This window comes from Hymenobacter sp. UYCo722 (assembly GCF_040547115.1).
In the GTDB taxonomy this organism is placed as follows: Bacteria; Bacteroidota; Bacteroidia; order Cytophagales; family Hymenobacteraceae; genus Hymenobacter.
The window spans coordinates 389,272-403,535 of record NZ_JBEPPC010000002.1 but is presented as its reverse complement, the minus strand read 5'-3'; the positions used below and the strand labels follow the sequence as shown (position 1 = coordinate 403,535).

The 14,264-nt window shown below is 68.1% G+C and carries 7 protein-coding genes; 2 read left to right on the top strand and 5 right to left on the bottom strand.

The window, feature by feature from the left end; all coding sequences use genetic code 11:
- Positions 1 to 10 precede the first annotated feature (10 nt).
- Complete coding sequence (locus tag ABIB44_RS07470) at positions 11 to 376, bottom strand: four helix bundle protein (RefSeq protein ID WP_354584008.1); 366 nt, start codon at positions 374 to 376, stop codon at positions 11 to 13.
- A gap of 71 nt (positions 377 to 447) precedes the next feature.
- Complete coding sequence (locus ABIB44_RS07465) at positions 448 to 1,632, bottom strand: endonuclease/exonuclease/phosphatase family protein (RefSeq protein WP_354584007.1); 1,185 nt, start codon at positions 1,630 to 1,632, stop codon at positions 448 to 450.
- 156 nt (positions 1,633 to 1,788) lie between these two features.
- Here ABIB44_RS07465 and ABIB44_RS07460 point away from each other — a divergent pair, with 156 nt between their 5' ends.
- Both ABIB44_RS07460 and ABIB44_RS07455 read left to right on the top strand, forming a co-directional pair.
- Positions 1,789 to 5,286, top strand: coding sequence for a DUF7948 domain-containing protein (locus ABIB44_RS07460; protein WP_354584006.1), 3,498 nt, complete (start codon positions 1,789 to 1,791; stop codon positions 5,284 to 5,286).
- A 159-nt stretch (positions 5,287 to 5,445) separates the two neighbouring features.
- Complete coding sequence (locus tag ABIB44_RS07455; RefSeq protein WP_354584005.1) at positions 5,446 to 9,042, top strand: DUF7948 domain-containing protein; 3,597 nt, start codon at positions 5,446 to 5,448, stop codon at positions 9,040 to 9,042.
- Positions 9,043 to 9,063: 21 nt separating this feature from the next.
- Here the strand turns inward: ABIB44_RS07455 and ABIB44_RS07450 are convergent, their stop codons facing one another.
- The 3 genes from ABIB44_RS07450 to ABIB44_RS07440 all read right to left on the bottom strand — a co-directional run bounded on the left by ABIB44_RS07450 (position 9,064) and on the right by ABIB44_RS07440 (position 14,259).
- The gene (locus ABIB44_RS07450; RefSeq protein ID WP_354584004.1) at positions 9,064 to 10,329 is read right to left on the bottom strand and encodes a lipopolysaccharide biosynthesis protein; all 1,266 of its coding nucleotides are present in this window, start codon (positions 10,327 to 10,329) and stop codon (positions 9,064 to 9,066) included.
- An 84-nt stretch (positions 10,330 to 10,413) separates the two neighbouring features.
- A complete protein-coding gene (locus tag ABIB44_RS07445; RefSeq protein WP_354584003.1) occupies positions 10,414 to 11,622 on the bottom strand; it encodes a glycosyltransferase in 1,209 nt (402 codons plus the stop codon).
- 144 nt (positions 11,623 to 11,766) lie between these two features.
- Positions 11,767 to 14,259 (bottom strand): MG2 domain-containing protein, encoded by a 2,493-nt coding sequence (locus ABIB44_RS07440; protein WP_354584002.1) that lies wholly within the window; start codon positions 14,257 to 14,259, stop codon positions 11,767 to 11,769.
- Positions 14,260 to 14,264: the final 5 nt, after the last annotated feature.

Below are 14,264 nucleotides of genomic sequence, written 5' to 3'. Positions count from 1 at the left end.
TTAACTGAATTTAGGCACGGCCACTTGACCGCAGGATTGAGTAGAGAATACGACAAAGCTGTTGGCAATCGTCGTGCAAAGACAGAAACAATTTTTCCTCCAGATACCCCGAAGCCTGAAGCAGCCGCAGCCAATAGCTGGTTTCGCGGGCTTCTTTGTAGGCAATGGAAATCTTGCTGGTAAAGTCGGCCGTCGAAATTCCGCCGTTTGCCTCCTCCGCGTTGGCTCCGATTGAGGTAGCACTACGAACCAGTTGATTGGAAACGACAAACTCGCGTTCAACAGTTTGCAGGTGCCGGCAGCATTTCATCATCCGCACAGCGAAGGCAAACGATTTTTGAAGCAAGGGTCCCGCTTCGTACTTCGGCGTATCCATAGCCAAAACTACTCGGTCAGCAGCGAACAGTCATCAGTAAGCAAACCCGCTTCCGAATAACTGCTGACTGTTCACTGTTCACTGTTCACTGTTAACTGATAGAGCCCTTCGAGCGGGTAATGGTCGCTCCACTTTATTTCCTGATGCACCCGGCAGCCCAGCACCTGCCACTGGGGCGAGGCAAACTGCTGGTCGATGCGCAGGCCGGGCAGCTGGCCGTGGTAGGTGGCCCCGATACCCAGCCCGACAGTGGCCCAGGCGTTCTGCAGATGGTCGGCCAGCTGGTCGTAGGTATAGGAATAGGGCAGGTCGTTGAAGTCGCCGGCCAGCAGCACGGGGTAGGGCGAGCGCAGTACCCGGGCCAGTACGGTATCGACCTGGGTGCCCCGGGCCACGGCCCCGTTGCGAAAGCGCCGCAGCAGATTGGGCGCTTTCTGGCGCAGGCCGGCGCGGCTTTCGGTGGCCGTCACGATGTCGCCTTCGGCCATGCTCATGCTTTGGTAGTGCACGTTGAACACCCGGATGGTGTCGGGCCGGTGGCCGGGCGTGGCCGGGCGGGCCAGGTCGGCCCACATGGCGTGGTTCTGGGTGAGCTTGCCGAACGGGATGGTGCCGCGCCGCACGATGGGAAACCGCGAGAAAATAGCCATCCCGAATTCGGCCCCGATGCGGTTGGTGAGGCTGGTCGACACGAACGAGTGCCGCCCGCTGGCCCGGCCCAGGGCCTCGTCGCTGCGAAATACTTTTCCGTTTTCGGGCGAGCCGCCGGGCTCGTTGTAAAACTCCTGGAGGCAGAGCACGTCGGCCGGGCTGGTGGCCAACCAGCGAATAAAGTTTTTCGACGAGGCGTTGTCGGGGTCGCGCAGCTGCGCATACACGTTGAAGATGCGCACGTTGGCCGAGAGCAGCGACACCGCTCCCGCATTACCGGCCCCGAGCAGGAAATCAGTCCGCCCCTGACGCGTCATCACTGCCTGGTTGAAATCTGCCGCTTCGCCCGTCAGGTGCAGCGCCAGCCCCCGCTGCACGTGCGGCCAGGTGAGCCCAAGCGTCAGAATAGGCAGCAGCGCCACCCGCCAGTTGCGCCGCAACCAGTACAGGGTCAGCAGGGCCGTGCACAGCAGCGCGACCGGCGTGGTGAGGGCCCCGAACAGTGCCGGCCAGAAAGCCCGCGCCGGAATTTGCTCGCAGGCAATGGCCAGCAGCAGCCAGGCCAGGGTGAGGAGGGTAAGCTTGAAGGCAAAAGAACGGCGCACGGCACAAACGAGGGGGTGCGGCAAAGGTAGGGCGAGCCCGGCGGCCATACCTTCGCACGGTCCCTCGCACGAATTTTGCGCGACCCGCGTTGGGCCTGCGCCCCGGGCCCCGGGCCGGGGCATTCCTTTCCGTTTCGCGCTCACTTTCCGCTTTTTATGATGCTACCTTTTCGCTTTACCGGCCGGGCCTGGAGCCTGGCCTTGGGGTTGCTGCTACCGCTGGCCGCCCGGGCTACCTCACCCATACCAGAAGCCGCCAGCCTGGAGTTCGTCCGCAACCAGGGGCAGTGGGATGAGCGCGTGCGCTACGCGGCGGCGTTGCCCAGCGGCCGCCTGTTTGTGCAGCCCGGCGGCCTGACGTACGCCTTCTACGACCCCGCGTTTCTGAACCAGCACCACCACTCGGGCCCCGCCGCCCCAACGGCCCCGGTCAGTGCCAACATCGCGGCCCACGCCTACTCGGTGCTCTTCGAGAAAGCCAGCCCCCGGGCCCGCCTCTCGGCCACCGAGCCCACGGCCGGCGAGCGTAACTACTTCGTGGGCAGCGATGCCCACCGCTGGGCTAGCCACGTGCGCGGCTACCGCCAGCTGCGCTACACCGCCCTGTGGCCGGGCATCGACCTGACCTTGTATGAAAACCACACCCAGCGCCTGGAGTACGACGTGCTGCTGGCCCCACGCGCCAACCCGGCCCGCGTGGCCCTGCGCTACGACGGGGCCACCGCCCTGGCGCTGGATGCGGCCGGCAACCTGGTCATCAAGACCAGCGTGAGCACTACCACTGAGCTGGCTCCGCAGGCCTGGCAGTTTGATGCTGCCGGACAGCGCCAGGCCGTGGCCTGCCGCTACGTGCTGGCCGGCCACACCGTGCGCTTTGCCCTGGGCAGGTACGACCATTCCCGCGCCCTCACCATCGACCCGACGGTGCAGTTTTCGACCCTGACCGGCTCGCAGGCCGATAACTGGGGCTTCACGGCGACGTACGACAACGCGGGCAACATGTATTCGGGTGGCGTGGCGTTCGATATCGGCTACCCGACCACGGTGGGCGCGTTCCAGACCAACTTCGCCGGGTTGGCCGACATTGCCCTTATCAAGTACAACACCAGCGTGAGCGGCCCGGCAGCCCGGGTGTGGGCCACCTACCTAGGCGGCAGCAACACCGAGTTTCCGCACAGCCTGGTGGTGAACGGGCAGAACGAGCTGGTGCTGCTGGGCAGCACGTCGAGCCGCGACTACCCCACCACGGCCGGCGTGGTGCAAACCGGCTTTCGGGGCGGGCCGGCGGTGGCACCATTTGGGTCCACGAACCCGCTTTACTACATGCCCAACGGCTCCGACCTGATGCTGACGCGCCTGCGGGCCGACGGCGGGGCGCTGCTGGCCAGCACCTACCTGGGCGGCACCAGCAACGACGGCGTGATAAACGCCGGCACGAGCGTGACGCCGAATTACGGCGATGTTTTCCGCAGCGACGTGCTGCTGGATGGGGAAGGCAACGTGTACGTGGCGGCCTCGACCAACTCGGCCAACTTCCCGGGGCTGGCCGGCGGCTTCGGCCCGGCTTACCAGGGCGGCGCTTCGGATGCCGTGGTGTGCAAGCTATCGGCCGATTTGCGCACGGTGTTGTGGGCGGGCCTGCTGGGCGGCAGTGGGCAGGATGCGGCGTTTTCCATTCAGCGCGACGCGCAGGGCCGGGTATTTGTGTGCGGCGGCACTAATTCGGCCAATTTTCCGGCCTCGGCCGGCACCTACCACGCCACCGCCCTGGGCGGGCTGGCCGATGGCTTTGTGGCCCGCATCAGCCCCGATGGGCGCACGGTGGAGCGCGCGACTTACCTGGGCACCAACAGCCTCGACCTGGCCCAGCTGCTGCAGCTCGATGCGGCGGGCAACCCCTACGTGTTCGGCCAGAGCCTGGGTGCCTACCCCAACACGCTGGGCCTGGCCGGTACGGCCGGCGGCCCGCAGTTTATTCAGAAGCTCGACGCCGACCTGACCACCAGCCAGTTCAGCATCACCTTCGGCAACCGTAACGGCGGCGGGCCCAACCTGGTGCCCACGGCCTTTCTGGTCGACGACTGCGAGCGGGTGTACATCAGCGGCTGGGGCGGGGCCGACAACGCCGGCTACCTCAGCGGCAACACCTTCGGCTTACCCGTCACGCCCGGGGCCGTGCAGGCCCTCACCGACGGCTCAGACTTCTACCTAGCCGAGTTCGCCCCTGGTCTGACGCGGCTGGAGTACGCCACGTTTTTTGGCGAATTCGGCGGCGTGGGCGAGCACGTGGACGGCGGCACCTCACGCTTCGATAAACGGGGCGTGGTGTACCAGGCGGTATGTGCCAGCTGCCGGGGCACGCAGGGTTTTCCGCTGCCGCCGGGGGCGGGCACCTACACCATCCGCAACGGCAGCTCGAGCTGCAACAACGCGGCCTTTAAAATGAACTTTGAAATATTGCAGGCCGACCCCGGCCCGCGCCGCTTCGTGTGCCTGAATAATGGCCCCCTGGCTTTGGGCGGCACCCCGGCCGGCGGCACCTGGAGCGGCCCCGGCGTGCAGCCGGCCCCCGGCGGGGGCTTCCGCTTCGTGCCCACGGCGGTGGGGCCGGGGCAGTACGTCATCAGCTACGCGGTGGCCACCACGGGCATTTGCATAAGCACCCGCACGGTGCGCTACGTGGTGGCCCCGCCGGTAGTGCCCACCCTGGCCGCCGTGCCCGACCTGTGCACCACGCAGCCCTCGGTGGCGCTGGTGGCCACGCCGGCAGGCGGCACCTTCAGCGGGCCGGGCGTGAGCAACGGGCGCTTCGACCCGGCTGCGGCCGGCGCGGGCCTGCACACGCTCACCTACGCGGTAGTCGACTCGCTGGGCTGCGGCCTTATTACCCGGCAGGTGCAGGTAACGCGCCCGCCCACGGTGGTCGCTGGCCGCGACACCACGCTGTGCGCCGACCTGCGGCGGCCTTTCCAGCTGCTGGGGGCCAGCCCGGCCGGCGGCATCTGGAGCGGCCCTGGCGTAACGGCCGGCGGTTTCTTCAGCCCGCCCAACACCAACAACCGGGGCGGGGTGTTCATCCTCACCTACACCGTGCGCGACGGGCCCTGCCAGGCCGCGGCCACCCGCACGGTGGTGCTGGCCCCCGTATCGACCCAGAACGTGGGCCTGAACCTGCCCGTGTGCGCTACCCACCCCGAATACGTGGGCCTGGCCCCGTTCGAGGCAACGCTCACGCCGGTGCTGCTGGCCCCCAACGCCACGTACGAGTGGGATTTTGGCGATGGCAGCCCCCTGAGCACCGAGGCTACACCCACCCACCGCTACGCGCAGCCGGGCGTGTACCGCATCCGCCTCATGGCGCGCTACGGCAACTGCCAGGTGCTCACCGGCTTCGCGCCGATTGAGGTGGGCGAGGTGAAGGTTCCCAACATCATCACGCCCAACCGCGACTCGCTCAACGACACGTTTAAGCCGCGCTTCAGCTGCCAGCCCACTTCGCTGGAAGTGTATTCGCGCTGGGGCCAGCGGGTGTATCAGTCCGACGACTACCACAACGACTGGGACGCCCGCAACCTGCCCGATGGCATCTATTACTTCCTGCTCCGCGCCGCCGACGGCCGCTGCCAGAAAAGCTGGCTCGAAGTGCGGCGGTAGGATAGTTTGTCAATCGATAAGTCCGGTCATGCTGAGCTTGCCGAAGCATCTCTACCGCGTAAGTAATGAATTACTATTGCGGTAGAGATGCTTCGGCAAGCTCAGCATGACGTTCCAGCGGATTTCTCAACAACTTCACTACTACATCCGCATCTGCCCATGAAGCCACTGCTACTCGCTGCCGTTGCTGCTGCCTTGCTCGCCGGTCCTGCCCGCGCGCAAATGCCCACCCCGCCGCCACCGGCCGGGGCCACCCTGGAATTCGTGGCCAACCGGGGCCAGTGGGCCGCGCCCGTGCGCTACGCCGCCGAGCTGCCCAGCGGCCGGCTCTTCATCGAAGCCGACGGCCTGACCCTGGCCCTGCTGGCTGATGGCGGCCCAGGCCAGCACAACCACCGGGGCGCGGCCAGCCCCCAGCCCACGGCCGAGGCTGAGGCCCTGCGCGGCCACGCGCTACGCCTGCGCTTTGCTGGGGCCGGGCCGGCCACCATCGCCCCCGAAACCCGCACCGCCGAGCACCGTAGCTACTTCCTGGGCACCGACCCCGCCCACTGGGCCGCCGACGTGCCCGCCTACCGCGCCCTGCGCTACGACGGCCTGTGGCCCGGCATCAGCGCCCGCCTCTACGAGAGCAAGGAGCAGCAGCTGGAGTACGATTTCGTGCTGGCTCCCGGGGCCGATGCCGCCGCCATCGGCCTGCGCCACGAAGGGGCCGATGCCCTGGCGCTGGACGAGGCCGGCAACCTGGTGGTGCAAACCAGCGTGGGCACCGTGGTGGAGCACCCGCCCCAGGCCTGGCAAACCAATGCCGCCGGCCGCCGCCGGGCCGTGCCCTGCCGCTACGTGCTGGCGGGCAGCACCGTGCACTTTGCCCTGGGCCCGTACGACCACGGCCGCACCCTCACCATCGACCCGGTGGTGGTGTTTGCCAGCTACACCGGCTCGGCGGCCAACAACTGGGGCTTCACGGCCACCTACGACCCGGCGGGCAACCTCTACTCGGGCGGCATTGCCTTCGAAGTGGGCTACCCGACCACGCCGGGCGCGTTTCAAACCTCGTTTAAAGCCTTGGTCGACATTGCCATTATTAAGTTCGACACACACGTGAGCGGGCCGGCGGCGCGGGTGTGGGCCACCTACCTGGGCGGTAGCAGCGCCGACTTTCCGGCCAGCCTGGTGGTGAACAGCCGGGGCGAGCTGCTGGTGCTGGGCACTTCGGGCTCGGCCGACTACCCGGTGACGGCCAACGCGGCGCAGTTCCGGTTTGCCGGCGGCAAGGCCACCGACCCCTTCGGCTACGGCCCGCCCTACGACTCGCCCAACGGCTCCGACCTGGTGATTACCCGCCTCAACGCCACGGGCACGGCCCTGGTGGGCTCGACCTACCTGGGCGGCACCGGCAACGAGGGCCTGCTGCCGCTGGCTCCGACGACTTCGGCCGGCGGCACTACCCTCCAGCTGGCGCACAACTACGGCGACCCGTTCCGGGGCGATATTTTCGTGGACGCGGCCGACAACGTGTACGTGGCCTCGAACACGACTTCGGCCGACTTCCCGGTGGCCGCAGGCCTGGGCGGGACGTACCGCGGGGGCACTTCCGACGGCGTGGTGGTGAAGCTCGCGCCCGGCCTCGACGCGGTGCGCTGGGCCAGCTACCTGGGCGGCAGCGGGGCCGATGCCGCCTACTCGCTGCAAGTGGAGCCGACCAGCGGCGACGTGTACGTGGCCGGCGGCACGCTCAGCGCCAATTTCCCGACCACTACCGGCGCTTACCAGCCCACCCGGCCCGGCAACGTGGATGGCTTCGTGGCGCGCATTGCGGCCGGCGGCACCCGCCTGCTGCGGGCCACCTTCGTGGGCACGGCGGCCTACGACCAGGCCTATTTCCTGCAGCTCGGCACCGATGGCGGGGTGTACCTGCTGGGCCAGACGCGGGGCGCGTTTCCGGTGTCGGCGGGCCTCTACACCACACCCGGCGGTACGCAGTTTATTCAGAAGCTCGATGCTAATCTCGGGCAGGTGCAGCTCTCGACGGTGTTTGGCAGCCGCCTGCCGGCTAATGCGGGCCTCGTCAACCTCGACCCCACGGCCTTCCTCGTCGACCGCTGCGACCGGGTGTTCGTGTGCGGCTGGGGCGGCATGGTGAATGGCCGGGCCGACCCCACTTCCGGGGCCATGTGGCCTTACCTCGACGGCAACGGGACTACCGACGGCCTGCCCGTGACCAGCAACGCCGCCCAGGCCACCACCGACGGCTCAGACTTTTACGTGGCCCAGTTCGCGGCCGGCCTCGCCCGCCTCGACTACGCCACGTACTACGGCGACACCACGCCTAACAGCGAAGGCGAGCACGTGGACGGCGGCACGTCGCGCTTCGACCCGCGCGGCGTGGTGTACGAGGCGGTATGCTCGTGCTTTTCGAGCACCGGCTTTCCCATTCCGCCCGGGGCCAACACCTACTCGGTGGTGAACGGCAGCAGCACGCCGGGCTTCGCGGCCAACTGCAATAACGCGGCTTTCGTGCTCGATTTTCGCCCCGAAGTAGCCGACGCGGGAGCCGACCAGAACGTATGCGCCAACGCCGGCCCCCAGCCGCTGACCGGTAATCCTACCGGGGGCATCTGGACCGGGCCGGGCGTGAGCGGCAGCCTGGCCACGGGCTACGTCTTCACGCCCTCGGCGGCGCTGGTGGGCGCGCAAACCCTAACCTACACGGTGCCCAGCACGGGCTTGTGCACCACCATGGGCACGCGCCGCATCACGGTGGTAGCGCCGCCGCCGGTGGTTTTCACGCCGCTGCTGCAAAACCTGTACTGCACTGGTGCCCCCAACCCGGTCCCCGTCCGGCTGACGGCCACGCCCGCTGGCGGCACGTTCAGCGGGCCGGGCGTGAGCGGCAGCGCGGCGACCGGCTATTTCTTTACGCCCAGCTTGCCAACGGGCACCTACCAGCTGGCTTATGCGGTGACGGTGGGGGTGTGCACGGTGCAAACCAGCCAGACCGTGATGATTGCGCCGCTGCCCACCCCTACCGTGGCCAGCGATACCACCATTTGCTCCGGCAGCCCGGCGTTCGCGTTGCGCGGCAGCCCGGCGGGGGGCATCTTCAGCGGGCCGGGCGTGAGCGGCAGCGCGGCGGCGGGCTTCACGTTTGCCGCACCAGCCGGGCAGGCGGGGCCGTTCACGGTGAGCTACCGCTACACGAGCGCGGCGGGCTGCACCAGCCTGGCCGTGACCCGCCGCATTGCGGTGGCGGCCGTGCCGGTACTGGCCCCGACCCAGGTGCCGATGCCGTGCCCCGAAACGCAGCTCGCGCCCCTCACGGTGCAGTTCTCGTTGGGCGGCAATTCCGTCGGCTTCGTACTGAGCTGGGATTTTGGCGACGGCACGCAGTCGGCCGAAGTGAACCCGGTGCACTCCTACGCCACGCCCGGCACCTACCAGCCCCGGCTGCGGGTGCGCTATTTCCAGGCCCGCTGCGAAACGGCCGTGCAGCTGGCCCCTGTTACGGTGCTGGAGCGCAAAATCCCCAACATCATCACCCCCAACGGCGACGCGAAAAACCAGACGTTCCGGCTCGGGCCCGACTGCGCCGCGCACCTGCAGGTGTACTCGCGCTGGGGCCAGCTCGTGTTCGACAGCCCCGCCTACCACGACGACTGGAGCGCCCCCGGCCAGCCCGATGGCGTATACTATTACCTCCTCGCCTACCCCGACGGCCACCGCGTGAAGGGCTGGGTGGAGGTGCGACGTTAGAAGGAAGGCTCTTTTCCTCCGCTAGCGCCGGCGCGCCAGCGTCGCCAGCAGCCAGCGCACATCGGGCACGCCGGGCAGCAGGTCGGCCCAGGTGGCCCCGATAGCGCGGCGGTAGTAGCCGAACAGGTACAGCGTGGCGGCGGTGTAGGCCAGCGTCATGCTTAGGGCCGCCCCCACGATGCCCAGGCGCGGCACCAGCAGCAGGCAGCCGGGCACCGTGAGGGCTAGGCCCAGCAGCGTGGCGCGGTTGTTCACGCCGTAGCGGCCCACCCCAGCGAAATAGGTGCTGGCCTGCATGCCGGCCCCGTTCAGCAGAATGCCCGGAGCCAGGGCCAGAATCACGCCGTGCGCCGCCCCGAACTCGGGCCCGAAGAACGCAGCCAGCCACCCGGCCGGCACGGCGGCCAGCGCCAGCACCGCGCCCGCCGTGGCCAGCAGCGTGAGGCGGCTGCCGCGCAGCGCGGCGTGGGTTTGCCCGCGCTTGTCGGCCGCGTTCACCAGCGCCACGTACTGAATAAGGGCCGTACTGCGCGGAACCAGCCAAATAGCCTCGGCCAGGGCCACGCCCACCGAGAGCACGCCCAGCGCCGCCGGCCCCGCCAACGCCGCCACCGCGTAGTAGCTGAAGCGGTAGTTGGCAAAGGCCAGCAGGTTGCTCAGGTGCGCGCCCCGGCTGTGGCGGGCCAGCTCGCGCGCGCTGGCGCGGCCCCGGCGCGGGCTGGCCGCCCAGGCATCGGGCAGCCGCAGCAACAGTGCCGTGCTGATGCCCCACGGCAGCCCGTAGGCCAGGTAGTTGGCGTAGTAGTAGGCCTCGATGCGCAGCCAGTGCGCACCCGCGTAGGCCAGCGCCAGGGCCAGGGCCAGCAGCGCCGCCTGAACGGTGGTGAGCAGGTTGTAGGTTTGCTCGCGCTGCCGCCCCAGCAGCAGCATTATGTTGATGGAGAGCAGCACCTGAATTAACGCCACGGCTGCCAGGTGCAGCCCGTAGGCTGGCCCCACCGGCCGCAGCAAGGTGATAATGGCCGCCCCGCCCAGGCTCACGGCCGTGCCCCAGGCGTAGGCGGGCCGCAGCAGCAGCCACACGTTGCGGCGCGGCACCAGGTATATCAGCGACGAGCCGCCCACCAGCCCGGCCAGCAGCGCCAGCCCCGACACATCCGTCAGAAACAGGCTGACCTGCCCGCGCCCCGCCGCCCCCAGGTAGCGCGCCGTGAGCCACACCACCGCAAAGCCCAGCCCCGCCGTGAGGACCCGCGCCGTGAAGTGCCGAAGAATACGCTGAAGCATGAAGGGGGAAATTTGGGAGCGCAAGAACGGCACGCTGGTGTCGTCCGCCACGTGCCGCCCGCCATGCAGAGCATTCTCCCAAACCTAGCGAGCCAACACCGCCCGGTATAGCGCCCCAAAAGCCGCGCCCACCGCCGCCGGGGCGCACCGCGCCGCCGCATCGGCCCGCAGCCGGACCGGGTCGAAAACCACCGCTTTCGCCACTATCCGCGTCAGAGCCGATTCGAGCGCGGCCTCGTCATCGGGCGCTACCAGCAGGCCAAAAGTGTTTTCGGGCTCGAACAGCTCGGGTACGCCGCCGGTGCGGGTGGCCACCACCGGGCAGCCGCTGGCCCGCGCCTCCAGCAGCACGCAGCCAAAGGTTTCGGCCCGGCTGAAGGATACCAGCGCCGTGGCCCGGGCCATTTCGGCGGCCACCGCCACGTGCAGCAGCTTGCCCAGAAAGGCCACCGTGCCATCGGCCAGCAAGCCCAGCTCGGCAGCGTAGGCACGCAGCTTTGGTTCGTCGGGGCCGTAGCCGGCGATGCGCAGGCGCAGGCCGGGCCAGGCGGCCCGCAGCCGCGCCACCACCCGCAGCACGCCCGAAATATTCTTCACGCCGTCATGGAATGCCGAGACATGCAGCAGGGTGAATGGAGGAATGGGGGAATGGGGGAATGAGGGAATGGGTCGAAACAACTCGGTATCGACCACGTTGGCAATGACCACCGAACGGGCGTTCACGAAGCCCAGTACCGCCATGGCCCGCCGCAACCCATCTGACACGGTGTGCAACGCCGCTGCCCGCCGCACCACCGCCCGCGTGAGCACCCGCCGCAGCGCGGAAATACCCGCCGCCCGCTCGGGCAGGTACAGCGTCCAGTGCTCGGTGATGATGAACGGGATGCCGCGCGATACCCGCAGCGCCCAAGCAAACAAGCCCGTGCGCAGCAGCACGTGCACATGCACCAAATCGGGTTGCTGGCCGCTCCAGTGCCGCCGCAGCCGCCGGTAGCCGCGCCCCAGGCACCAGAAATACAGCAGCAGCTTCAGCGGCTTATCCAGTAGCGGCAGGCCGGTGGGCGCGGCGCGGTAGTAGTAGCGCAGCGTGGGTATTGGGCCAGTGAAGTCCTCTTCCGCATCAATGAGCCCCGGCAGCGGGCCCCGCGCCACGGTGGCAAACAGCAACGCGCCGTCCGCGCCGCCGTGGGCCGCGATGGCCGCTACGTGCCGAGCTACGAAGTCGCCATCCTGGTCGTCGTAGCGGTGCGGGTACCACTTGGGCAGGTGCAAAACGCGGGGCCTTCTTGACAAGGGCATCAGAATAATTGGCTCGGACAACGGCCCGCAAGGTACGGCCGCCAGCCGACGGCAGGCTCCAACGGGCTGCCCGGAAGTACTGACGGTTCGGTCGGCCCGCTGGTGGGCAAATTCCGGCGAGGTTGACTTGTCCGTGCCCTAGCGGGTAGCGGATGGCTGCACTACCAGCTCGGCGCTGCCGCTCAGCGGCAGGCCCCGGGTACTCAGGCCCTCGCCCGTTATCCGGAAGCGGCCCACGGCATCCGACGTATAGAAGGAGAGCTGGGCCTGCCCGGTAGCATCGGTTTGCACCATCGGGGCCCAGTAGAGGGTCGTGAAACGCGGGTCGGACGGAGCCGTGGACGCGGTGGCCGTTTCGTAGCGCGGCGCATAAAACTCGCGGGCCCGGTAGTAGCCCGGCACCTGCAGCGAGAGCACGCCGGTACGGGCCGCCGCAAACACGTCTTTCGGGTTAGTTGCGTACACCAAGCCCGTTTTGCGCGAATGTATTGCGACCACGCCGCCAGCGCCCTGGCTGCCGAACATGCCGGCCGCATTTTGCGTCAGCACGTCAATGGACTGGGTGTCGCTGATTGGAAATTCCGCGAATTCACTGGCCGTTACAATGTTGCCATCAATCAGATACAGCGCATCTTTTAGCTTGAAGCCCCCGGTAGATTGTTCCTGTATGGAGGCGATGTTGCGAATGTTGACGTGCTCGCCCGACACCGTAACGCCCGCCAGGCGTCCCTGCAGATAACTGGCTACCGTCTGGTTATTGCCGTTTTTAGCCAGCTCGCCCACTTGCAGCACCTTGGCGTTGCCCAGCGAATAAGGCCGCGCAACTCCATCATCGGCCTTGGTCCGGGTGCCGCGCACTTTCACATTGCCCAGCATAATGGTCGAGTGCGCGAGGCTTTTTTCGGCGGCGTGCTGCTGCTGGCTGGCGCGTACGTACGCGGCCAGTGCCGAGGGACCGGCCGGGCTCAGGAGCAGCGCATCGGGCAGCAGGGCCCCAACGGGCGGCGGGGCCAGCACCCGAATCAGCAGTTCCCGCTCGCCCTTCAGGGGTTGCGCCCGCACCATCACCTGGGTTGTGTCCAGGCCGTCGAGGCCCCGAAACTGGAAGCGCCCGCTGGCATTAGTCTGCATTTCGGCCTGGCGGGTGGGGTTGGATTGCAGGTAGGCCACGGTGCGCACGGCCGGCTGCCGGGCCGTTGTCATCACCTGCCCGCTCACGGTCAGGGCCTGTTCCGGCAGAAAATCCGGTCTTGCCAGTGGGCTGGCCAGCAAGGCCTTCCACACAAAGCGCCGCCAGCCCTGCGTAAGCAGCAAATCGTTGAGGGCCTGACGGATTTCCGGGGTTTGCGGCTCGCGGAAATAGTAACCGGGCGCTTCCACCGGCCCGGCCAGGTCGGAGCTCAGCAGCAGGTGCGATGCAATGGTGGGGCCATCGGCGGGAGCTGCCCCGGCAGCCACGGCCACCGAAAACTGCCCGGCTACCGGCTGGCCGGCGGCATCGGTGGCCGTCAGGCGCAGTTGCACGGCCTCGCGCGGGGCGTACGTTGTCTTGTTGGGGGTGAGGGTCAGCCGGACGCCGGGCGGGTTGGGCACAAACACCAGCCGTTCGCACTCCGCCGTGCCCTGCTCATCGAACAAGGTGAGGTGCGCGAGCCCCGGCTGGAACTTCGCCTTAGCTAGCCGCACGGCCACGGGCGTGACCCCCACGCCGGGCACCGAAACTGCAAAGCTCACCTGCCCGCGCACCTGAGCCAGCAGCATAGCTGGCCCCGCCGGGGCCGCTCCTGGCGCGGGGTGCCGCCGAATAGTGACCAGGAAATCGGTATCCGTCTCGCTCACGCGCAGCGCGTAGCCGGTGGGCTGGCTGGCGGGCAGAGGGTATTCGGCCCGTGCGCCGCCGGGCCCGCCCACCACCGCCCGGTAGTGCTGGCCGGCGGCGGGGGCCAGCCGGAAAGTGCCCATGCCCAAATGGCGGCTCTGGAAGCGGGCCACTTCACGGCCCTGCGCATCGAGCACCACGCCCTGCACGGCCACCCCGTGCCCCAGCCCGTCGACGGCGCGGAAGCCCACTTCGCTCTCTAGCTCGTCAACCAGGCTACCGCCCTCGGGGAAGAATTGCAGGTCGGTTTTAGCCGTTGGGGCCGGGCCGGCCGGAAGCTCGCCCTGCGCATCAAGCACGGCCAGGGGCCGGCTAAAGAAAAAATCGGGGCCGGCGTTGCGCATCCAGTTGGTGTAGGCACGGAGCTGGTAGGTGCCGGCGGCCAGCGTATCGGGCAGGGCCAGGTCGCCGGGGGCCACGCCGGCCAGCAGGTGCAACGTGCGCCGCGCCACGATGCGACGCTGGGGCGACACCAGCTCCACGTACAGGATTTTGCTCAGCGTGTCGGGCCGGTGCGAGTCGGCTTCGGCCAGGTAGGCTTTAAACCAGACGGTTTCGCCGCTGGCGTAGTAGGGCCGGTCGAGGTGCAGGTAGGCCTTTTCGGGCAGGGTAGTGGCGTAAAAGCCCAGCAGGCTTTTGATGATGCGGCGGAAGGGACTTTCCTCCGGAGGCACTCGAAAAGCAGCAAGCGTGAGCAGGCCGGCTATAAGGGCCAGCCCGCCCAGTAGGCGGTTCACTTTGGGAAAGGACATTTTGC

What these genes read in the sequence shown, in the direction of transcription:
- ABIB44_RS07470 (WP_354584008.1), bottom strand. Translation starts at nt 376, where the DNA reads ATGGATACGCCGAAGTACGAAGCGGGACCCTTGCTTCAAAAATCGTTT.
- ABIB44_RS07460 (WP_354584006.1), top strand. Translation starts at nt 1,789, where the DNA reads ATGATGCTACCTTTTCGCTTTACCGGCCGGGCCTGGAGCCTGGCCTTG.
- ABIB44_RS07455 (WP_354584005.1), top strand. Translation starts at nt 5,446, where the DNA reads ATGAAGCCACTGCTACTCGCTGCCGTTGCTGCTGCCTTGCTCGCCGGT.
- ABIB44_RS07450 (WP_354584004.1), bottom strand. Translation starts at nt 10,329, where the DNA reads ATGCTTCAGCGTATTCTTCGGCACTTCACGGCGCGGGTCCTCACGGCG.
- ABIB44_RS07440 (WP_354584002.1), bottom strand. Translation starts at nt 14,259, where the DNA reads ATGTCCTTTCCCAAAGTGAACCGCCTACTGGGCGGGCTGGCCCTTATA.